Origin of the sequence: Streptomyces sp. WMMC1477 (genome assembly GCF_027460245.1) — a bacterium.
Taxonomy (GTDB): Bacteria; Actinomycetota; Actinomycetes; order Streptomycetales; family Streptomycetaceae; genus Streptomyces.
On the sequence record NZ_JAPZBD010000003.1, the window covers coordinates 616,096 to 636,719 of the forward strand.

Below are 20,624 nucleotides of genomic sequence, written 5' to 3' on the forward strand. Positions count from 1 at the left end.
GTCGGGTGCTGCCGCCGCTCGGGCGGCGGGCCTCGCGCTCACAGCCGCACCGGCTTGCGGCGGCGGACGAGCTGGATGAAGACGGGCGCGCCGATGAGGGCGAGCATGATGCCGACCTGGAGTTCACCGGGCCGGGCCACCACGCGGCCCAGGACGTCGGCGACGAGGACGAGCGTCCCGCCGATCAGCGCGGCGTAGGCGAGCACCCAGCGGTAGTCGGGGCCGGTGAGGTGGCGGCCGATATGGGTGGCGACGAGGCCGACGAACCCGATGGGCCCGCAGGCGGCGACGGCCGCGCCGGTGAGGAGCGTGATGGCGGCCATGCCGACGGTGCGGGTGAGCCCGAGCCGGACGCCGAGGGTGCGGGCCACGTCCTCGCCGAGGGAGAGGGCGTTCAGGCCGGGCGCGTTGAGGGCGGCGAGGACGAGGCCGAGCAGGATGAAGGGCAGGAGCTGGACGGTGAAGTCGAGGGGCCGGCCGTTGACGGCGCCGACCGTCCAGAAGCGGTAGGTGTCCAGGGCCTGCCGGTCGAAGATGACCATCCCGGCCGTGAGCGCGGTGAACAGGGCGTGGGCGGCGGCTCCGGCCAGCGCCAGGGTGACGGGCGTCGCACCGCCGCGGGCCAGGGACCCGACGGAGTGGACGAGGAGGGCGGCCATGAGCGTCCCGGCGAAGGCGAACCACACGTACCCGTAGAGGGTGGTGACGCCGAGCAGGAAGACGGCGCCGACGACCCACATGCCGGCTCCGGCGCTGAGCCCGAGCAGGACGGGGTCGGCGATGGGGTTGCGGGTGTGGCCCTGCATCAGGGCCCCGGCGACGCCGAGCGCGACCCCGGCCGCGAGGGCGAGGACCGTGCGGGGCAGCCGCAGGGAGTGCACGATCACCTCGGCCTCGCCCGTACCGCCCGGGTTCCACAGCCCGTGCCAGACCTGGCCCGGCGTCAGGGGCTTGGAGCCGAAGGCGATGCTGGCCAGCAGGGCGAGCCCGAGCAGGGCGACGAGGGCGAGCAGGCCCGCCCACCGGGTGTGGGCGCGCTGCGCGGCGACCTCTCGCCGTCTCCGTTTCCGGAGTGGTGCAGATAGCGCTTCGATCACGATCTCCTCCGCCGCCGCCATGTTGTAGGTTAGGCGAGCCTATCCTTACGGCGCACCCCCCGTGAACGAAGGGACCCCTTTGATGAGAGCCCGCTGGCTCACGCGCATCGGCCGCTCAGCCGGTGCCGTCACCGTCGCACTCGGCCTGTTCGCCACCGCCGCCTGCAGCAGCGACTCGGACAAGAATACGGACGACAAGGGCGGCGAGAAGAAGCCCGCCGCCTCGGGCGCCGCCTTCCCGCGGACCGTCGACCACGCCATGGGCGAGACGGACATCGAGGAGGCCCCCAAGCGCATCGTCGCCCTGGACATGACCTTCGTGGACGCCGCGTTCGCGCTCGAGGGCAACGTCGTCGGCTACACCACCTTCACCGGCCCGGACGAGAAGCTCCCGCCCTACTTCGGCGAGGACGGCGAGAAGTACGGCGCCGAGGCGGTCGAGGTCGGCACGCTCGACGAGCCGAGCACGGAGAAGATCCTGGCTCTGAAGCCGGACCTCATCCTCTCGGCCAAGGTGCGTCACGAGAAGCTGTACAAGGACCTCTCCGGCATCGCCCCGACCGTCTTCACCGAGACCACGGGCGCGACCTGGAAGGACAACCTCCGCCTCGTCGGCGAGGCCCTCGGCAAGGAGGACCTCGCCGAGCAGAAGATCACCGCCTTCGAGAAGCGCGCCAAGACGGTCGGCGACAGCGTCCGCCAGCAGGAGGGCGGCAACCCGACCGTCTCCGTCGTGCGGTTCGTCGACGGCCCGACCCGGCTGTACAAGGAGGACACCTACGTCGGTGTCATCCTGAACGACCTCGGCTTCGGCTTCCCCAAGGACGCCCAGGGCACCGGCTTCAACGCCGACATCTCCGAGGAGCAGATCGCCAAGGTCGACGCGGACGACATCTTCGTCACCGCCTACCCGGACCCCTCGGGCACCGGTGAGAAGAACAAGCAGAAGTTCATGGCCAACCCGCTGTGGAAGCAGCTGGAGGGCGACGTCCACGAGGTGAGTGACATCACCTGGATGATCGCGGTGGGCCTCTACGGCGCCGAGAGCGTGCTGGACGACGTCGCCGACACCTACGGCGTGGACGCGGCCCGCGCCTGACGCCAGGGGGCCGAGCCGACTTCGCGGGGCGGGGGCCGGACACCACACGGGTGTCCGGCCCCCGCCGCGAGTCGGCCCCGGAGGGGCGGATCACGCGTGGCCAGCACGCGGCCTGGTGCGCGCCCGCGCTGCCCAGGATCGCGCCGGGTCGCGGAGGACCTCGCGCGCTCAGCGCTCCGGGCGGTAGGTCGCGATGATCACCCCGCTGCTGGTCGGCTGGGCGCTGACCAGCCGAAGCCTCTTCAGCGCCGCGTCGTCGGCGAACAGCTTCCCGCGGCCCTCGCCGGCCACGACCGGGTGGATCAGGAGCACCAGCTCGTCCAGGAGGTCCAGCTCCAGCAGCGAGCGCACCAGCGACGGGCTGCCGGCGACGGTGACGTCCTTGCCCCCGCCCGCCTTGAGCTCGTTGACCGCGGTCACGAGATCGCCCTTGATCAGCGTGCTGTTCGCCCAGTCCCCGACGCTCTCGAGGGTCGAGGAGACGACGTACTTGGGCGATTCGTTGATCCACTTGGCGAAACCGGCGTCCTCACCGCTGGTCACCGTCGGCCAGTATCCGGCCCACTCGGTGAACGTCCTGCGGCCCAGCAGGATGGTGTCGGCCGTCTCCAGGGTGTCGGCCAGCGCGGCACCCATCTCCTCGTCGAACGCGAACTGCCACGCGTCCGGTGACTGGACGACACCGTCGAGCGAGACGAACAGACCGGAAACGAGCTTGCGCATGACTCCTCCATGATGAGTCCGGGGTTCTCCGCCCACGCGGGCCGGGGCGGGCCGACCGGCTCCGTCAGGAACACTAGGCAGGCGCCGGGGATCAGGTCTTGTACAGAAGCGACAGCGGCTCCGCCGTGTCCGGTGCGCTCAGCTGAGTGGCGGTCCGCCCGGCGTACCGCTTGAGGGACCGCGCCAGATGTGGCTGGTCGAAGTACCCCAGCCGGTGCACGACCTGCTGGGCCGGCACCCCCTCCTGAACCAGCAGCACCGCCCGTCGGGCGCGGTGGATCTGCCGGATGGCGCCCCGGGTCAGGCCGGTCGCCGCGACGAAGTGCCGCTGCAGGGTGCGATCGGAGACGTCCGGGCAGGCGCCACGGAGCACAGCGGGCACGACGGGGTCCACGTCGACGATGCCCTCGCGCACCATCCGCCGCACGAAGGCCTCGGCGTTGTCGTAGCCGGGAACGTGCCAGGCGGACCCCTTCAGCCACAGCGAACGCCGCGTCACGTCCGGGATCGCCGCGTTGCCCCCCACCAGCCGGCTGACCGGGACATGGGGCATCGACGTCCCCAGCGCGAAACTGATCCCGAAGAAGGCGGCGTCCTCAGGGACCGGCGCGCGGGACGCCTTCGCCTCCGGACCCAGCACAGCCGCCTCCGCCCGGCCCTGGTGCTCCCAGAACACCAGCTCCCAGTGCGACGTCGCGACCGACGTCATCCGGCTGACGCCCTCGCTGCGGCTGCGCCACACCCGCTCGATGTGCGGCAGCTCCGACGGTCGGCTCTCGATCTCCAGGCCCAAACCGGTCTCCCTCGCCCGGCCGGGAACCCGGCCTCGGACCGCGAGTCTGACACCCCACAGGCCCGCACGGCCCGGCTCCCGTGCGACGTCACCCCCGAATCGGATACTCCGCGATCGGGGATCACCAACCCGGCGGAACCAGTACGGTGTTCCCCACCGGTCAGCCACGTCCGCAGACCCCACCACGCGAAGTGACCCTCACGGTAGAACCTCACGCCCACCGGCTCGAAACGCTGCGGAGCGAACCCATGGAACCTCGCGGTTACCGCATGGTGTTGTCCACGCTGAAGGACTTCGTCTCGACCTCGGCCGTAACGGAACGACAGCTCTACGCGTGGCTCGACGGCAAGAGGTACGACACCTCCGCCCTCGACGAGGGCCGTAACGAGATAGCACGGGGTGTCACGCTCGACCGCGACTCGGCCTCCGGGCGCAAGGGGGCCTACACCCGGTGGCGCCTGCGTGAGGCCCGGCCGGGCAACGAGGGCACCTGGCAGTCCACGCTCGTCGTCCGCGCCGACCACCGCGACGGCGACCGGAACACCTGGATACAGGTCGACGTCGAGCACCGGCCGGCCGCGCCCGAGCTCGCCCCGAAGCGGGCGAAGACGCCCAGGGTCGCCGGGATGCTGCTGGAGGCCCTGGACTGGCACGACGGTCTGGCGGAGGTCGCACGGTCGCCGAAGTTCATCGAACCGGAGGACGTCGACGAGGTCATCGAGGAACTGTGCGACCAGGACCGACGGCTTCCCATCGTCGTCGCGAGCATCCCCTACGACGTCGGCCTGACCCCGTGGGCGGACGACGTCGTCGAGGAGGCCTACAGGTCCCTCCCGGGGCTGGCCATCATGTACGTCCTCACGCCCCGGGCCCAGTCGGCCTTCAACAGCGCGCTGGAGTACCACCCGGTGTTCGGCGGGGGCATCCGCACCTACCTGCCCGGCATCGATCCGGCCTGGCAGCCCGACGCCCAGCGGCACCCCGTCATGTCCGGGGCCACGCTCCGGGCCGACCCGCGCAAGGCCGCCTCCACCCTCGTCTCGCTCCCCCAGCGGCTCGCCCTCCGCCAGCCCCTCCCCCCGGCCCTCGACAGCCTTCCCGTCCAGCGGACCCGCCCCCGCCCGGCGCTGCACCTCTCGGACTTCCAGCGGCTGAGAACCGAGAACGAGACGCTCCACGCCATGCTCTCGGAGGCGGAACAGACCGAGGCCGCCAACGCCGACGAGATCCGGGACCTGCGGCTCGACCGACAGCAGGCGCTGCGCCGCGCGACGGACGCCGAGGGCGAGAACGACGAACTGTACGCGCAGCTCCAGCGGATGAGGCGACGGGTGCGGGCGCTGGAGTCCCGGCTCGTGGAGGCCGGCGCCTACGACCTCGCCTTCGCGCCGGTGGAAGAGCCGACGGACTACCCGTCCACGTTCTCCGCCCTGCTGAGCCGCCTGCCCGAGCTGCCGAACGTGGCGTTCACCGGAAACCGGAAGACGACGCAACAGCTGGACGAGCAGACGGTCAGCAACTGGGTCGAGACCGCCTGGGACGCCCTTCTGGCCCTCCAGGACTACGCGGTCGCCTCGGCGGCCGGGACGGCCGGGGGCGACTTCCGCTCCTGGTGCGCACGGTCGTCGTCCACCGACGCCCACCCCTTCTCCGCCGGCAAGGTGAAGATGAAGGAGTCCGACACCGTGGGCAACCGGGCAGCGTGGCGGAGACAGCGCACCTTCCCCGTCCCCAGGGAAGTGCACCAGGACGAGCGGGTCTACATGGAGGCCCACGTCCGCATCGGCGGGGGCAACACCATCGCACCGAGGCTGCACTTCTACGACGACGGCCCCGGGACGGGACGGGTCTACGTCGGCTACCTCGGACCGCACCTGACGAACACCCGCACGTGAACCGCGGTGGCGGGAACCCCTCGGGCCCCCGCCACCGGGCGCACCCCTCAGGCCCGGCGGACGAACGGCCGTGAGCCCACCGTCACGACGAGCGAGAGCGCGGCCAGGACCGTGATCGCGACGCCCGGCGTGAGCCACTGGGCCAGTCCGCCGGCGATCGCCGCGCCGATGCCCTGCCAGGTCATCCGGCCCGCCGACTCCGCCCCCTGGACCTGGCCGCGCACCGCCTCGGGCGTGAGCGCCAGCAGCCGTTCCTGGAGTGGCAGGGTCGCCGCGAACCCGGCACCGGCGAGGAACACCGTGAGCGTGAGCACCGGGAGCGGCGGGTGCGCCGCGAACGGCAGGAACGGGCCGGCGAGGAGCAGCCGCAGGCCGAAGGCGCACCGCCGCCGCCCCTCGGGGCCGAGCAGCCGCCCGACGGCGAGGTCCCCCAGGAGCAGCCCCGCCGACCCGGCGGCCAGCAGCACCCCCGCGTACCGCGGGGCGTAGGAGATGAACAGGGCCTCACAGCCGACGATCAGCCCGCCCGGCACCCACAGGTTCAGCAGCAGCACCCGTCGGCCGGGATGGGAGAAGAGCTCGGCGTTCGTCCGCCAGGTGGTGGCCAGCCCGGGGCGTCGGGTGAGCCGCACGGAGCGCTCCCGCACGGTCGCCGCGACGGCGACCAGCCCGCCCGCCGCCAGCGCCGCGGCCACCAGGAAGACCTGCTGGGGGCTCAGGAATCGCAGCAACAACGCGCCGAAGGCGTAGCCGAGCACGGCCATGCCGCCCGCGGTGATGTTCAGCAGCGACCGCGCGGGCGCGTAGGCGGCCGTCGGCGTGATCTCGGCCAGCAGCCCCAGCCGCGTCCCGGTGGCCAGGGACTGGAAGAACCCGACGACGAGCAGCAGCCCGAACCGGGCGGTGAGCGGCAGCCCGGGTACCGCCTGCGCGGCGACCGCGACCAGGGACAGGCACTGGAGCGCGACGAGGGTACGACGGGGCCGGCCGCCGTCGGCGACCGACATCAGCGTGAGCGCGCCGAGCACCGTGGCGAAGGTGGCCCCGTACATGCTCACCGCCGTCAGGAACGGTGACCGGGTCTGCTGCTCGACGAGCGTGCCGAGCGCGAACCCGGAGACCGGGCCCGCCCCGGACGTCAGCGTGAAGCCGGCGTACAGCCCGGCGAACTCGCGGTCGCGGAGCAGGGCACGGTAGCCGGTGGACGGGGAGGCAGTGGTGTGTGGAGGCATGAAAAAAGCCTCCGCGCGCCGTAATTGGGGGCGGCGAAGGCCGACGCCCCCAATTTTACCAGCCTCGAACAGCCCTACAATCCACAGCCGTTCAGCGCAGCCGCGGGCAACTCGCGCACAGCCGTGCGGCCGGGAACGTGTAGTAGAGGCAGCAGTTGTGCCGCACGCGGCTGCCGTCGTCCCGGTACCGCGCGGCACCGGAGAACGGCGGAGTGCCGCCGGGCAGGAGGGCGTTGGCGGCGGCTGCGGCCGCCGGCCGGTCGCCCAGCAGGTCCCCGAGATAGCCCAGCCCGTCGGCGAGCTCGTCGGTGGCGACGCCCCACATGCCGCGCGGCCCCCGGCGCAACAAGGGGGTGAACGCGGTGAGCAGCGGCGCCAGATGGGCGGCCACGGCGGCACGCAGCTCGGCGCGCAGCGCCGCCTCGTCCGGCACGGTCCGCGCCCCCGGCAGGGCGGCGGCCGGATCGTCGGGCAGCACGGTGATCCGCGACGGGACGAGGGCGAGGGCGCCCCGCGTCTCGTCGTAGCCGACCCCGTCGAGCTCCAGCCAGGGCACCCGGCGCTCCAGGTACCACGGCGCGCTCATCGCGAGGCAGGCCACGAACGCGTACTGGTGGAGCATCTCCATGGCCACGACGTCGGGGCGGGGCGCCGCGTTCTGCGTGGCCTCCATGGCCTGCGCCTGCCGGGCGAGCACGAGGGCCCGCAGCCCCTCGTCCTCGACCAGCCTGCGGCCGGTCAGCCAGCCCTCCCCCTCGGGCGGTTCGGTCGTGACGCGCAGGATGGGGAACGCCGCCGCGAAGCGGCGGTACGTCTCGGCGGCCAGGTCGGCCACGTCGAAGAAGTCCGGTGGTGCGGTGGTGGTCGGCACGGGCACCCCTCGTTCAGCACATCAGGTAAGCCTCACCTTAGATCCCTGATCGCCGTGCGCGACACCCCCAACGCGCCGAATATGCCGCACCCGACACCCCCTGCACACTCCGAGCGACCGTTCGGTTACCGTACCCGTGATCGGGGGAGTTCTGCGCAGCGTGGGGGACCGTGCACCTGACCGAGCACATCCTCGCCGTCCGCACCGGCGAAGGAGACCCGCGGGCGATGCTGGGCGAGTTCCGCCGCACGGTCTCCGGGGGCCCGCAGGTCGGCGTCGTCTCCGGTGGTCATGCGTCCTCCCGCAGGACCTCGTCCTCGGCCTCACGCACGGCCGCGTGTTCCGGGACGATGCCTGACACCAGCCCCGCAGGCCGCCTGCTGCGCGAGGGTCCGCCCGCGCTGCCAGGCCGAGCGGGCCCGCGCCGGCCTCATCGCGTGCTCGGCCGGAGACGGCCGCCCGCCCTTCGCCCTCAACGTCGCGCCGCCGCCGGTCCGCTCTCACATGGCTTCCCGTTCGCTTGGTTCGATTCCCAGGACCAGTCACCGGGGGCGTTGGTTTCCGCGCGTCCGTCGTCCGCCCCTGGCGGGCGCGGGCGTGCCCTCCCCCGTGGGGCGCGCCCCTGTCCCGCCCGGCCCGGCAGACTTCTGCTCCGGCAGGAGCCGGCGGCCGGCGGCGATACCGCGGTCGACGGAGGCGAGACGCCGGCGAGGTAGCCGAACTCGTCGCCTGTCCTGGCCGGGACGGCGGTGGCGATGTGCTCGGGGTCCGCGACGGTCCCGAGCCCGTCGGCGTTGAGCTTGCCGACGGCGGCCTTGGCCTGCTCCCAGGTGGCGTCGTCGAGTTCCGGGGACCGGATCATCGCGGTGTCGGTGATGCCCGGGAGGATGGCGTTCACCCGGCTCCCCTGCTGTCCGTACTCCAGGGCCGCGCACTTCACCAGCGCGGGGATCGCCTGCTTGCTCGCCTGGTAGAGCGAGAGCCCCGGGCGGCCGACGAGGGCCCCGACGGGGGAGTTGACGATGATCTGTCCGCCGCCACCGGAGATCAGGTGCGGGATCTGGTGCTTCATGGCGAGGAAGACCCCGCGGGCGTTGGTGTCCATGAGGTCCTCCCAGTCCGCCAACGAGGTCTCGTGCGGGGGCCCCTGGACCTGGACGCCGACGATGTCGAGCCTGCCGTACCGGCGTACGGCCTCATCGGTCGGGGCTACCCGGAACCTGCACCAGGCGGTCGTCGGCAAGATCGACGAGGTGATGGCTGTCCGCGTCCCCGAGCTGGAGCCGGAGCGGCGGCGCACGACGGCGGTGGTGGCCACGCAGATCCTCGGCGCGCTGCTGGGCACGGTCCTCGCCGCCCCGGAGGCCGAGCGGGCACGCTGGGTCGCGGAGGTGAAGCGGGCGCTGGTGGGCTGCCTGCGGTCCGTGCCGGTGGAGTGAGGCGCGCCGCACGAACACGGCCGCGCCCCGCGCGATGAGTTTCGCCCCGCCCGTCCGTCTACCTCGTCGGAGACTCCGCACCATCCGAAGGAGAAACGAGCAGATGCAGGCAGTGCTTGACCTCGGCCCCCTCACCCGGCAGACGGCGGACCTGGCCGCCGCGGTCCGGGACGAACAGCTGGGCGGCCCGACGCCTTGCCCCGACTACGACGTACGGGCGCTGCTCGGCCACATCCGCGGCCTGACGACGGCCTTCGCGGACGCCGGGCGCAAGCGGCTGGGGCCCACCACCGACACCTCTCCCCAGGCGGAGCTTCCCGACCCGGGGGCCGACTGGCGCGAGCGGCTCCCGGCCGAGCTGGCCGCGCTGGCCGAGGTGTGGCGCGATCCGGAGGCATGGACGGGGATGACCCGGGCCGGCGGCGTCGACCTGCCCGGGGAGGTGGCCGGCCTGGTCGCGGTCGACGAACTCGTCATCCACGGCTGGGATCTGGCGGTGGCGACCGGACAGGCGTACGCGCCCGATCCGGCCGCGCTGGACGCGGCCATGGAGTTCCTCCGGCAGTCCACCGAGCCGGAGGACAGGGAGGGCATCTTCGGTCCGGTGGTGGAGCCCAAGCCGGGCGCGGAAGCCTTGGAGCGGGCGGTCGCACTCAGCGGGCGGGACCCCGGCTGGCGCCCGTAACCCGTCGGCCGGCGGCGGAACATCCGCGCTCGTGCGCGGATGTTAGCTTCTCCCCCGTGCCGAAGCACCAGGACGAGACCAGGGCCGCCTACGACGGGATCGTCGAGCTGTACGCCTCGTTGTTCGCCGACCGGCCGGAGGCGCAGCCGTTCACGCGGGCCATGCTCGGCACCTTCGCCGAGCTGGTCCGCGGGACGGGGAACCCTCGGGCGGCCGACGTCGGGTGCGGGCCCGGGCATCTGACGGCCCTGCTGCATGACCTGGGGCTGGACGCCTTCGGGCTCGACCTCTCTCCGGCCATGGTCGCGCACGCCCGGCAGGCCCATCCGGGGCTGCGGTTCGGCGAGGCCCGGATGGAGGCCCTGCCGGTCGCGGACCGGGCGCTCGGCGGCGTGCTGGCGCACTACTCGGTGATCCACACGCCGCCCGGGGAGCTGCCCGCGCTCCTCGCCGAGCAGGTGCGCGTCCTGGCGCCGGGAGGTCTGTTCCTGGTCTCGTTCTTCGCGACGGACGGACCGGAGCCGGTCCGGTTCGACCACAAGGTGACGCCCGCCTACAGCTGGCCGGTGGAACGGTTCGCCGAGTTGCTGGCCAGGGCCGGGCTCGTCACGTTCGCCCGGCTGCTGCACGATCCGGGCTCCGAACGGGGCTTTCTCGACGCCCACCTGCTGGCCAGGCTTCCCCGGCACCCCGCCCCGCCCGATCGCACGTGACCCGCGGCGGAGTGTCCCGCCGAACGGGGCCGTGCCCGCCGTGACGCCGGGACCAGGCCGGCGTTCGGTCACCGCACGCCGAACCAGGCCTCGGCGAGGGCGGGGCGGGTGGGCTCGGCGGGGACCGGAAGTTCCCGTAGTACCAGGGGACATTGCCGTAGACGTGGAGGAGGGTGTGGGCGAGCAGCTCGGCCGGCTCGAAGGTGCGGCCGTACTGCCGGGTGAGGCGGGCCAGGAGGTGCGGGTCGCCCCGGGTGACGAACAGGCCGACGGCGACGACGTCGTAGGCGGGGTCGCCGATCATGGCGGGCTCGAAGTCGAAAAGCCCGGTGAGCCGCCAGCCCTCGGGGTGGAAGTGCTGGCCCATGACCTCGGTGCCGGAGTTTCCGCGGCACGGGCCCGGCCCCGGGCCCGGCACGTCCGGCCCGCCCACTCGCCGCTGGCGAGGGTGGCGGGCCGGAGCCAGGAGCCAGGGGCTACCCGGCGGCCTGTCGGACGCGGAGGGCGCGGGCCAGGTCGTCGAGCTGGTCGGCGAGGGGGCGGCGGAGGGCGGCCGAGGGGTTGCCCTCGGCCAGGCACCGCTCCCCCAGGGCGAGCACCTCAGGCTCGGCGAGGGTGCGGGGGAAGGCCGCGCTCGCCGCGAAGTGGGCGATGGACGCGCCCCGGCGGTCGGCGAGCGCGACGGCTTCGTCGAAGTACCGCTCGGTGTAGGGGCGGACGAGGTCGGCGTGCTCGGCGTGCCAGAAGCCCTGGGCCGTCGCGGTGAACAGGTAGTTGGACAGGGTGTCGGCGGGGCCGAACATGGCGTCCCAGGCGGCGGCCTTGGCCTCGGCCGTGGGGAGGGCGGCCCGGCAGCGGGCGGCGCCCTCGCGGCCGGTTGCGCTGGTGTCCCGTTCGGCCTCGGCGCGGATCTCGTCCTCCCCCACGGCGCCGAGCACGGCGAGCCGGTGGAGGGTCTGCCAGCGCAGCTCGGGGTCGAGCTCGGGGCCGCCGGGGACGGTGCCGTCGGCCATCCAGCGGGCGGGCTCGGCCGGGTCGGCGGCGGTGGCGATGGCGCCGCGGACGGCGGTGAGCCGCAGCCCGGGGTCGGAGCCGTCGGCCGTGCGGTCCAGCAGCTCCCGGCACAGGGCGTGCAGGGTGGCGAGGGCCTTGGGACGGTCGGCGGCGGGCAACAGGCGGTCGGCCACCTCGGCACGGGCGAAGGTGAGGACGGTCTGCACGATGGCGTTGTCCGTCTCGTGCGGCAGGTGAGTGCGGGCCGCCTCCAGGTACTCGCCCGGGGGCAGTTCGCCGTCGCGCACCATGTCGCGGGCGGCGTTCCACACGACGGCGCGGGCGAGCGCGTCGGGCAGGCCGGAGAGCGCGGCGCGCACCGTCTCCCAGGAGCGGGCGTCGAGCCGGATCTTGGCGTAGGTGAGGTCGCCGTCGTTGAGGAGGACGAGGTCGGGGCGGCGGCCCGGCAGGCCGGCGGAGGTGGTGCCGGGTTCCTGCGGGATGTCGAGGTGGGTGCGCTCGCGCAGGGCGAGGCGGCCGGGCTCGTCCTCGGCGCGGTCGTAGACGCCGACGAGGAGCCGGTGGGGACGGGTGCCCTCGTGCCGCACGGCGAGCCGCCAGTGGTCCGGGGCGGTGGCGTCGACCTCGGGGACGAGGGTGTCGACACCGCTCGTGCGCAGCCAGTGCCGGGCCCAGGCGTGGACGTCCTTGGCGGAGGCTCCGGCGAGGGAGTCGAGGAAGTCGGCCAGGGTGGCGTTGGCGAAGCGGTGGGCGGTGAAGTGGGCGTTGATGCCCGCGAGGAACTCGGAGGGGCCGAGCCAGGTGACGAGCTGGCGCAGCGCCGAGGCGCCCTTGGCGTAGGAGATGCCGTCGAAGTTCAAACGGGCGGAGGCGGTGTCGGGCACGGCGTCCGGGTCGGGGGCGACGGGGTGGGTGGAGGGCCGCTGGTCGGCGTCGTAGCCCCAGCTCTTGCGGGCGACGGCGAAGTCCGTCCAGGTGTCCGTCCACCGGGTGGCCTCGGCGAGGACCTGGAAGCCCATGTACTCGGCGAAGGACTCGTTGAGCCAGATGTCGTCCCACCAGCGCAGGGTCACCAGGTCACCGAACCACATGTGGGCCATCTCGTGGGCGATGACCATGCCGCGCGTCTGGCGCTGGCTGTCGGTGACGGCGGAGCGGAAGACGAACTCGTCCCGGAAGGTGACCAGGCCGGGGTTCTCCATGGCCCCGGCGTTGAACTCGGGGACGAAGGCCTGGTCGTAGGAGTCGAACGGGTAGGGCTCGTCGAAGAGCTCGTGGTAGCGGTCGAAGCAGCGGCGCGTGATGGTGAACAGCTCGTCCGCGTCGGCCTCCAGGTAGGGCGCGAGGGACTGGCGCACGTGCAGCCCGAACGGCAGCCCGGCGTGCTCGGTGCGCACGGAGTGGTAGGGCCCGGCGGCGACGGCCATGAGGTAGGTGCTGATGGGCGGCGTCGTGGTGCACGTCCAGCGGTCCGGCCGGCCGGCGTCCCGCGTGGCGATGCCGTTGCCCAGCACCGTCCAGTTCTCGGGGGCGGTGACCGCGACGTCGAACTCGGCCTTGAGATCCGGCTGGTCGAAGCAGGCGAAGACCAGGGGCGCGTCGGACTGGCAGCACTGGGTGTAGAGGTAGCTGCGCCCGTCGGACGGGTCGGTGAAGCGGTGCATGCCCTCGCCGGTGTGTGAGTACGGCATGTCGGCGACGACGCGCAGTTCGTGCTCGCCGGCGCCGAGGCCGGTCAGGGCGATCCGGCCGTCCGCGAACGCCGCCTCCGGCAGCGGCTTTCCGTCCAGCTCCGCGCTGTGCAGCGTGCGGGGACGGATCTCCACGAACGTGTCGCCGCTCGCGCGGGCGGTGAACCGGACGAGCGTGGTGGCGCCGAAGATCTCCTCCCCCCGGGTGACGTCGAGGTCGATCGTGTAGCGGTGGACGTCGAGGAGGGCGGCCCTGGCCTCTGCTTCATCGCGCGTCAGTACGGACATAGCCCACATCGTGCCTTACGGCACCGACGGGGCCCACCGGATTCGGCCGCACCGGGGGCCGACGGCCGGACCCGAGGACCACATCACCGGGTTTCCTCCTGTTTGCCCGGAGGTCCGCGCGCCATCCGTGCGCGCAGACCGCGTTGTGCGAGACGAACCGTCTCGTCTAGTATCACCGCCATGGTCACTTCCCGTCCCGCACACATCGCCATGATCAACATCCCGGCCCCCGGCCACGTCCATCCCAGCCTGGAAGTGCTGCGGGAGCTGGTCGCCCGCGGCCACCGCGTCACCTACGCCGTGCCCGGGGAGTACGCCGACGTCGTCCGCGCCGTCGGCGCCGAGCCCCGGCCGTACGTCTCCACACTGCCCACCGAGGACGACCCCGCGGCCTGGGGAACCGAGCCGGTCGACCACCTCGAGCTGTTCCTCGACGACGCGATCCAGGCCCTGCCCCAGATCGCCGACGCCTACGCGGGCGACGAGCCCGACCTCGTCCTCTACGACATCGGCGCCTACCCGGCGCCCGTCCTCGCCCGCCGCTGGGACGTCCCGGCCGTGCAGCTCTCCCCGTGCGCGGTGGCCTGGGAGGGCCACGAGGAGGACGAGGCCGTCCGAGAACTGCGCACCGCGCTGCGGACCTCACCCCGCGGCATCGCCTACGACGAGCGCTTCCGCGGCTGGCTCAGCGAGCACGGCCTGCCCGGCACCGACCCGGACGTCTTCGTGAGCCGCCCCCGCCGGTCCGTCGTCCTCATCCCCCGCGCGCTCCAGCCCCACGCCGACCGCGTCAACCCGGCCGTCTACACCTTCACCGGCACGTGCCAGGGCGAGCGCGGCCACCAGGGTGACTGGCACCGCCCGGCCGAGGCCGAACGCGTCGTACTCGTCTCCCTCGGCTCCACCTTCACCAACCAGCCCGCCTTCTACCGCACATGCCTCGCCGCCTTCGGCGACCTGCCCGGGTGGCACGTCGTGCTCCAGATCGGCAAGCACGTCGACGAGGCCGAGCTCACCCGTGACGCCCCGCTCCCCGCGAACGTCGAGGTGCACCGCTGGGTGCCGCAGCTCCGCATCCTCCAGCAGGCCGACCTCTTCGTCACCCACGCGGGCATGGGCGGCAGCCAGGAGGGCCTGGCCTGCGGCGTCCCCATGATCGCCGCCCCGCAGGCCGTCGACCAGTTCGCCAACGCCGACGCCCTCGTCGCCCTCGGCGTGGCCCGGCGCGTCGAGGCCGACACCGTCACCCCCGAGGCCCTGCGCCACGCCGCGACCGCCCTCACCACCGACCCCGCCGTGCACGACCACCTCGCCGTACTGCGGGCCGAGGCCGCCCGCGAGGGCGGGGCCCCGCAGGCGGCCGACACCGTGGAAGCCGAACTCCCCCGCTGAGCCCCTGAGCCCCTGAGCCCCTGAGCCCCTGAGCCCCTGAGCCCCTGAGCCCCTGAGCCCCTGAGCCCCTGAGCCCCTGAGCCCCTGAGCCCCTGCCCAGCCTCCTCAGCTCTCCGACGGCTCCGGCTCCGGACCGTCCGCCCCGTTGGCCAGCGTCTCGTGGTGCCGGATCACCTCGGCGATGATGAAGTTGAGCAACTTCTCCGCAAACGCCGGATCGAGCTTCGCGCTCTCCGCGAGCTCCCGCAGCCGGGCGATCTGGCGCGCCTCCCGCGCCGGGTCGGCCGGGGGCAGCTTGTGCGTGGCCTTGAGCCGCCCCACCTGCTGGGTGCACTTGAACCGCTCGGCGAGCATGTGCACCACGGCCGCGTCGATGTTGTCGATGCTCGACCGCAGCTGGTCCAGCTCCGCCCGCACGGCCGGGTCGATCTTGCTGTCGCTCATGGGACCCGACCTTAGACGTCCGGCGAGGGCCCGGAGACGCCCGTTCCGCTCTGTGAACGCGCCCGAACGCGGGAGGCGTGTTCAGCGGTGCGGACGAGCCTGCCCGCGATCGTCGGGGCGGCCCGGCACGGCCGGAGTCCCCTGCGCGGGTGAGATCACGGGTCCGGGCGGGACACCCCGTAGCCCCGCGCTTCATCCATGGCGCGCCCGGAGGCGGGGTGGTTGGCTCCACCACCGTGACCGAGCTCGACGATCCCGCGTTCTTCGACCGCTACGCCCACGCATACGACCTGCGCGACGCCTACGAACCGACACCGGCCGTCGACTTCCTGGCCGAGCTGGCCCCGGCCGGCGGTCGCGCCCCGGAGCTCGCGATCGGCACGGGGCGCGTGGCTCTCCCCCCGGCCGCGCGGGGGATCTCCGTCGAGGGGATCGACGGCTCCCCCGCCATGGTCGAGCGGCTGCGCGCCAAGCCCGGCGGCCCGGACATCCCCGTGACGATCGGCGACATGGCGGAGGTCGCCGTGGACGGCCCCTTCGCGTTCTCCTACCTGGTCTTCAACACCCTCTTCAACCTCCCCGACCAGGCGCGTCAGGTCGACTGCTTCCACAACGTCGCCCGCGTCCTAGAACCCGGCGGCGTCTTCGTCGTCGAGTGCTTCGTCCAAGACGTCACGGAGTTCGACCGCCACCAGCAAGTCGCCACCCGCGCGCTGTCCGAGACCGAGGTGAACATGGAGTTCCTCCTGCACGACCCCGTCGGGCAGACGGTCACCTACCAGCGCGTCACGTTCGACGCCGAGGGCACCACGCTGCGCCCGCTACGGCTCCGCTACTGCTGGCCGAGCGAGCTGGACCTGATGGCCCGGCTCGCCGGGATGCGGCTGCGCGAGCGCTACACCGACTGGGACCGCAGCCCGTTCACGGCCACCAGCCGCCGCCACGTCTCGGTCTACGAGAAGCCCTGACCCGACGTTCCAGCCGGCTCTCCGCTGTGCTCCGGCACGGCTGAGCGCTTGGCCCCCACCGGCCCGTGCACGCTCAGGTGTCGCAGGCCAGGAGGGAGCCGCAGAGGGTGCAGCGGGCCTGGAGGGGGCCGCGGGCGGCGGGGAGGCGGAGGCGCTGGAAGCAGGTGGGGCAGGGGAAGGCCACCTTGCCGGGGGTGAGGGTGTAGGGGGCGGAGGGGGACGCGGTACCGCGGCGGCGGTCGTGGGCGTAGCGGCGGCGGGCGGCCCAGCCGGCGGCGGCGAGCGGGGGGCGGCGGGTGTCGGCCGCGGCCTCCTTGCGGCCTGCCATGTAGGCCTCGTAGGCCTGGGGGCTGGTGAACCACGCGGCGGGGTCCTCGGCGAAGGCGTCGGCGCGCTTGGCGAGGACGTAGCCGAACTCCTCGGGGGTGAGGTAGCCGAGCTTCTGGGAGGTGAGGGCGTCCTGGCGGAAGGCGTCGAGGAGGAGCCAGCCGGCGCCGAGGTAGGTCGTCACGGTGTCGGTGAGGACCTCGTTGGCGGGGGTGCCGGTGAAGGCGAGGTCGAGCCGGTGCAGGGCGACGTGCGTGATCTCGTGGGCCAGGGCGGCGCCGATGTCGCGGCGGTGCTGTTTGAAGCGGGCGTTGAGTTCGATGAAGTACTCGGGGCCGGCTTCGAGTTCGACGGTGGCGGCGTGCCCCATGTCGCGGAAGCCGACGATCACGCGCGCCTCGGGGAGGTGCAGGTGACGGACGAGGGCGGCGGCGGTGCGCTGGACGGCGGAGTAGAGCTCCTCGTCGTCGTCGATGGCGACGTCGGCGGGGAGGACGCTGGCGCCGAACTGGGCGATGCCGTCGGCGGACAGGCGGCGGTGGAGCGCGGTGATGGCTTCCCGCACGGTGCCGAGGTGGGGGAAGCCGCGTTCGACTCGGTCGTCGGCCGTCACGCCGTCAACTGTAGTAGGCGGTTCACCCCTTGACCGCGCCGGTGGTGAGGCCGGTGGCCAGGCGGCGCTGGGCGAGGACGAAGAAGACGAGCACGGGCAGGGTGATGAGGGTGGAGCCGGCCATGACGGGGCCCCAGTCGTTGCCGTGCTGGCCGAAGAAGCGGTGGAGCCCGACGGCGGCGGTGAACGTGGACTCGTCCTGGAGGAAGGTGAAGGCGAAGACGAACTCGTTCCAGGCGACGATGAACGAGAAGACGCTGGTGGCGACGAGGCCGGGGGCGACGAGGGGCAGCAGCACGGAGCGGAACATGCGGGGCCAGGAGCAGCCGTCGAGGTAGGCGGCCTCCTCCACCTCCCTGGGTACGGCGGCGACGAAGCCGCGCAGCATCCAGATGGCGAAGGGGAGGGAGAAGGCGAGGTAGACGACGGTCAGGCCGATGAGGCTGTCGAGCATGCGCAGGTTGCGCATCTGCACGAACAGGGGGATGACGAGGGCCTCCAGCGGCACCATCTGGACGACGAGCACCATGACGAGGACGGTGGTGCGCAGCCGGAAGGTGTGGCGGGCGACGGCGACGGCGGCGAGGAGGGCGAGGAGCCCGGCGAGGAGGACCGTCCCGAGGCCGACGAGGGCGGAGTTGAGGAGGAAGCGGCCGAAGCCCCCGGCGTCGAGGACGAAGCGGAAGTGGTCCCAGGTGAGGCCGGAGGGCAGGAGGGCGGCGCCCCGGGTGTCGGCACGCGGGTCGAGCGCGGAGGTCACCATCCAGTACACGGGCAGGACGGTGAAGGCGAGCAGCGCGGCCGTGGCGAGGGCGGTGCCGCAGCGCGCGGCGCGGCCGGGGCGCAGGGGGCGTGCCGCGGGGGCCGGGCGCGGGGGGCCGGTTGCGGGGGCGGGGCGCAGGGCACGCGGGGCGGGGCTGGGGCTCACGGGTTGCGGCCTCCCTCGGGGGCGTCGTCCGCGAACAGGGCCCGCACGTAGCCGACGGTGATGGCGAGGAGCAGGAGGGTGAGGAGGACGGCGATGGCGGCGCCCATGCCGTACTGGCGCTGGGCGAAGGACTCGACGTAGGACCACACGCCGAGGTTGAGGACGTCGGGGTTGGCGCCGTTGCCGCCGGGCATCAGGTAGAGCTGCACGAAGACCTTGAAGTCCCAGATGGTGGAGAGGATGACGACGACGAGGAAGACGGGCTTGATGGAGGGCTCGGTGATCGTCCAGAACCGCTGCCAGGCGCTGGCCCCGTCGACGATGCCGGCCTCGGTGAGTTCGCGCGGGATGGTGAGGAGCCCGGCGAAGACGGTGACGGCGACGAAGGGGAAGCCGTGGTGGACGACGTTGAGGGTGGCGATGGCGTAGAAGGTGAGGCGCCCGGTGAACCAGTTGGTCTCGGCGGGGTCGATGAGGCCGAGGCCGCCGAGGAGCCCGGCGACGGCGCCGTCGAGGGGGGCGAAGAGCCAGATCCAGACGTAGGTGCCGGTGACGGCGGGCATGGCCCAGGCCATCATGATCGTGCTGGCGGTGATGTTGCGCCACAGGGGGCCGAGGCGCTGGAGGAGCAGGGCGACGAGGGTGCCGAGGGCGACGGTGAGGGTGACGCAGACGGCGGCGAAGACGACAGTGTTGGGCAGGACCGTGGTCCACAGGTAGGAGGTGCCGAGGATCTCGGTGTAGTTGTCGGCGCCGTTGAAGTTCGTGCGGCCCGAGACGATCTCCCGGAGGCCGTAGTCCTGGAAGGACATCCACACGACGCGCCCGAGGGGCCACAGCAGGAGGGCCCCGACGGCCACGAGCGCGGGGGCGAGCAGGATCCAGGGCCGGGCGCGGGCGCGGCGGCGGGCGGCCCGGGCGCTGCGGGCGGCGGCGCGGGCGGCGACCCGGGGGCCGGGGCGCCGGCCCCCGGGCGGGGCGGGCGCGCTCCCGTCCGCCGTGGGGGTGGGGGGCGCGGCTTCGGGGATCTCAGTTGCCAAAGGACCGGTCCATGTCGTCGGCGGCGGCCTGGGCCGCCTCGCTCACGCTCTGCTTGCCGTTGAGGACGGACTGCACCATCTGGGCGAAGACCTTCTTGCCCTGGATCTCTCCGTAGGCGGGGGTGGTGGGGACGGTGCGTCCCGCCTGGATCATCTGGCGGGCGAAGGGGGCGACGAGGGGACCGCCGTCCTGTTCGGTGCGGGCGACGAGGGAGGTGCGCCCCGCGAAGTAGCCGGACTGCTCGGCCCACTGGGCGGCGTACTCCTCCGAGGTCATGAGCTCGACGAACTCCCAGGCCAGGTCCTGGTCGGGGGCGGTGGTGAAGATGCCGAGGTGGGAGCCGCCCAGGAAGGAGGGGCTGATGCCGCCGTCGGGGCCGGGGATGGTGGCGGCGGCGAGTTTGCCGTTGAGTCCGGGGTTGTCGGCGAGGATGGTGGCCGGGGTCCAGCTTCCGGCGACGGCCATGGCGACCTTGCCGTCGGTGACGGCGGCGACGAGGTCGGCCTCGTTCCAGGTGGTGGCGGCCTTGGCGGAGGTGCCGTACTCGGTGGCGAGCGAGGTATAGAAGTCCACGCCGCGCAGGGCGTCGGGGCGGTCGATGGTGGCGGTCCAGTGTCCGTCGCTCTGGGTGGCGAGGTTGCCGCCGGCGCCCCAGACGAAGGCGTCCAGGGTGCACTCGCTGTCGCCGAGGACGGGGAAGGCGAGCATGTCCGGCTCCGCCTCCTTCAGGGCTACGGCGGTCTCGCGCAGTTCGTCCCAGTCGGCGGGGGCGCGCAGGCCGTGCTGGTCGAAGACGTCCTGGCGGTAGAGGAGGGCGCGGACGCCCGCGTACCAGGGGACGCCGTAGAGCTCGTCGTCGTAGGTGCCCGCGGTGCGCAGGGCGGGGATCATGTCGTCGTCGAGCCCGGCGTCCCGGCTGCGTTCGCCGAGGCCGACGAGGGCTCCGGCGTCGGCGAACTCGGAGGTCCACGTGGAGCCGATCTCGGCGACGTCGGGGGTGGTGCCGCCGGCCATCGCCTTGGTGAACTTGTCGTGCGCGTCGGGCCAGGGGACGTACTGGACGTCGAGTTCGGCGCCGGTGCGTTCGGCGAACTCCCGGGAGACGTCCTCGAAGAACGGATCGGGGTCCGGGTTGGTGCCCTCCATGATCCACACGGTGAGCGTTCCGGAGTCGGCCGCGCCGTTGCCGCAGCCGGCCAGGGCCGGGAGGGTGAGGGACAGGGCGGTGGCCAAGGCGGCGGCGCCGCGCCGGACACGGTTCGTCATGGGCCGGGCTCCTCACGCCGTGCACTGCGCGTGGTGCCGCGGGGACACCACTGGTGACAGTGCCACCTTGCGTCATCGAGCCCGGTACATCACGGACCGCCGCCG

Annotated in this window: 20 protein-coding genes; 7 read left to right on the plus strand and 13 right to left on the minus strand. The window is 73.1% G+C overall.

The window, feature by feature from the left end; translation table 11 throughout:
* Positions 1-38: 38 nt before the first annotated feature.
* On the minus strand, positions 39-1,118 hold the full coding sequence (locus tag O7609_RS03130; protein WP_269733365.1) for a FecCD family ABC transporter permease: 1,080 nt from the start codon (positions 1,116-1,118) through the stop codon (positions 39-41).
* A 61-nt stretch (positions 1,119-1,179) separates the two neighbouring features.
* Between O7609_RS03130 and O7609_RS03135 the strand changes: the two genes are divergently transcribed.
* Positions 1,180-2,196 (plus strand): ABC transporter substrate-binding protein, encoded by a 1,017-nt coding sequence (locus tag O7609_RS03135; RefSeq protein ID WP_269733366.1) that lies wholly within the window; start codon positions 1,180-1,182, stop codon positions 2,194-2,196.
* A gap of 168 nt (positions 2,197-2,364) precedes the next feature.
* Here the strand turns inward: O7609_RS03135 and O7609_RS03140 are convergent, their stop codons facing one another.
* The gene (locus O7609_RS03140; RefSeq protein WP_269733367.1) at positions 2,365-2,919 is read right to left on the minus strand and encodes a dihydrofolate reductase family protein; all 555 of its coding nucleotides are present in this window, start codon (positions 2,917-2,919) and stop codon (positions 2,365-2,367) included.
* A 91-nt stretch (positions 2,920-3,010) separates the two neighbouring features.
* Positions 3,011-3,712 (minus strand): helix-turn-helix domain-containing protein, encoded by a 702-nt coding sequence (locus O7609_RS03145; protein ID WP_269733368.1) that lies wholly within the window; start codon positions 3,710-3,712, stop codon positions 3,011-3,013.
* Between the two features lie 248 nt (positions 3,713-3,960).
* On the opposite strand from O7609_RS03145, the gene O7609_RS03150 reads away from it, so the two are divergent.
* The gene (locus tag O7609_RS03150; protein ID WP_269733369.1) at positions 3,961-5,607 is read left to right on the plus strand and encodes a hypothetical protein; all 1,647 of its coding nucleotides are present in this window, start codon (positions 3,961-3,963) and stop codon (positions 5,605-5,607) included.
* A 47-nt stretch (positions 5,608-5,654) separates the two neighbouring features.
* Here the strand turns inward: O7609_RS03150 and O7609_RS03155 are convergent, their stop codons facing one another.
* The 3 genes from O7609_RS03155 to O7609_RS03165 form a co-directional block, all read right to left on the minus strand.
* Positions 5,655-6,839 carry a hypothetical protein gene (locus O7609_RS03155; RefSeq protein ID WP_269743045.1) on the minus strand — a complete coding sequence of 395 codons (1,185 nt, stop codon included), beginning with the start codon at positions 6,837-6,839 and terminating at the stop codon, positions 5,655-5,657.
* 91 nt (positions 6,840-6,930) lie between these two features.
* Complete coding sequence (locus O7609_RS03160; RefSeq protein WP_269733371.1) at positions 6,931-7,710, minus strand: (2Fe-2S)-binding protein; 780 nt, start codon at positions 7,708-7,710, stop codon at positions 6,931-6,933.
* Positions 7,711-8,182: 472 nt separating this feature from the next.
* Entirely contained in the window at positions 8,183-8,953 is a 771-nt protein-coding gene (locus O7609_RS03165; RefSeq protein WP_269733372.1) for an SDR family NAD(P)-dependent oxidoreductase, read from the minus strand.
* A 13-nt stretch (positions 8,954-8,966) separates the two neighbouring features.
* On the opposite strand from O7609_RS03165, the gene O7609_RS03170 reads away from it, so the two are divergent.
* From O7609_RS03170 to O7609_RS03180, 3 genes are all read left to right on the plus strand, one after another.
* Positions 8,967-9,149 (plus strand): hypothetical protein, encoded by a 183-nt coding sequence (locus O7609_RS03170; RefSeq protein ID WP_269733373.1) that lies wholly within the window; start codon positions 8,967-8,969, stop codon positions 9,147-9,149.
* Between the two features lie 103 nt (positions 9,150-9,252).
* Positions 9,253-9,834 carry a TIGR03086 family metal-binding protein gene (locus O7609_RS03175; protein ID WP_269733374.1) on the plus strand — a complete coding sequence of 194 codons (582 nt, stop codon included), beginning with the start codon at positions 9,253-9,255 and terminating at the stop codon, positions 9,832-9,834.
* 56 nt (positions 9,835-9,890) lie between these two features.
* Positions 9,891-10,547, plus strand: coding sequence for a class I SAM-dependent methyltransferase (locus O7609_RS03180; RefSeq protein ID WP_269743046.1), 657 nt, complete (start codon positions 9,891-9,893; stop codon positions 10,545-10,547).
* On the opposite strand, the gene O7609_RS03185 is transcribed toward O7609_RS03180, so the two are convergent.
* Both O7609_RS03185 and pepN read right to left on the minus strand, forming a co-directional pair.
* Complete coding sequence (locus O7609_RS03185; RefSeq protein WP_332330033.1) at positions 10,441-10,914, minus strand: phosphotransferase; 474 nt, start codon at positions 10,912-10,914, stop codon at positions 10,441-10,443. The two genes, O7609_RS03180 and O7609_RS03185, sit on opposite strands and share 107 nt — an antisense overlap.
* Positions 10,915-11,023: 109 nt before the next feature.
* On the minus strand, positions 11,024-13,540 hold the full coding sequence (gene pepN / locus O7609_RS03190) for an aminopeptidase N (RefSeq protein WP_269743047.1): 2,517 nt from the start codon (positions 13,538-13,540) through the stop codon (positions 11,024-11,026).
* A 180-nt stretch (positions 13,541-13,720) separates the two neighbouring features.
* On the opposite strand from pepN, the gene O7609_RS03195 reads away from it, so the two are divergent.
* A complete protein-coding gene (locus tag O7609_RS03195; protein WP_269733377.1) occupies positions 13,721-14,932 on the plus strand; it encodes a macrolide family glycosyltransferase in 1,212 nt (403 codons plus the stop codon).
* Positions 14,933-15,037: 105 nt separating this feature from the next.
* Here the strand turns inward: O7609_RS03195 and O7609_RS03200 are convergent, their stop codons facing one another.
* Entirely contained in the window at positions 15,038-15,376 is a 339-nt protein-coding gene (locus O7609_RS03200; protein ID WP_269733378.1) for a chorismate mutase, read from the minus strand.
* Positions 15,377-15,612: 236 nt separating this feature from the next.
* Between O7609_RS03200 and O7609_RS03205 the strand changes: the two genes are divergently transcribed.
* Entirely contained in the window at positions 15,613-16,344 is a 732-nt protein-coding gene (locus O7609_RS03205; RefSeq protein WP_269733379.1) for a class I SAM-dependent DNA methyltransferase, read from the plus strand.
* A gap of 73 nt (positions 16,345-16,417) precedes the next feature.
* On the opposite strand, the gene O7609_RS03210 is transcribed toward O7609_RS03205, so the two are convergent.
* From O7609_RS03210 to O7609_RS03225, 4 genes are all read right to left on the minus strand, one after another.
* Positions 16,418-17,284, minus strand: a complete 867-nt coding sequence (locus O7609_RS03210) for a hypothetical protein (protein WP_269743048.1) — start codon at positions 17,282-17,284, stop codon at positions 16,418-16,420.
* Between the two features lie 22 nt (positions 17,285-17,306).
* Positions 17,307-18,131, minus strand: a complete 825-nt coding sequence (locus tag O7609_RS03215) for a carbohydrate ABC transporter permease (RefSeq protein ID WP_269736997.1) — start codon at positions 18,129-18,131, stop codon at positions 17,307-17,309.
* 77 nt (positions 18,132-18,208) lie between these two features.
* Positions 18,209-19,252 carry a carbohydrate ABC transporter permease gene (locus O7609_RS03220; RefSeq protein WP_269733381.1) on the minus strand — a complete coding sequence of 348 codons (1,044 nt, stop codon included), beginning with the start codon at positions 19,250-19,252 and terminating at the stop codon, positions 18,209-18,211.
* Complete coding sequence (locus O7609_RS03225; RefSeq protein WP_269743049.1) at positions 19,242-20,519, minus strand: sugar ABC transporter substrate-binding protein; 1,278 nt, start codon at positions 20,517-20,519, stop codon at positions 19,242-19,244. The genes O7609_RS03220 and O7609_RS03225 overlap by 11 nt, the downstream gene beginning before the upstream one ends.
* Positions 20,520-20,624 lie beyond the last annotated feature (105 nt).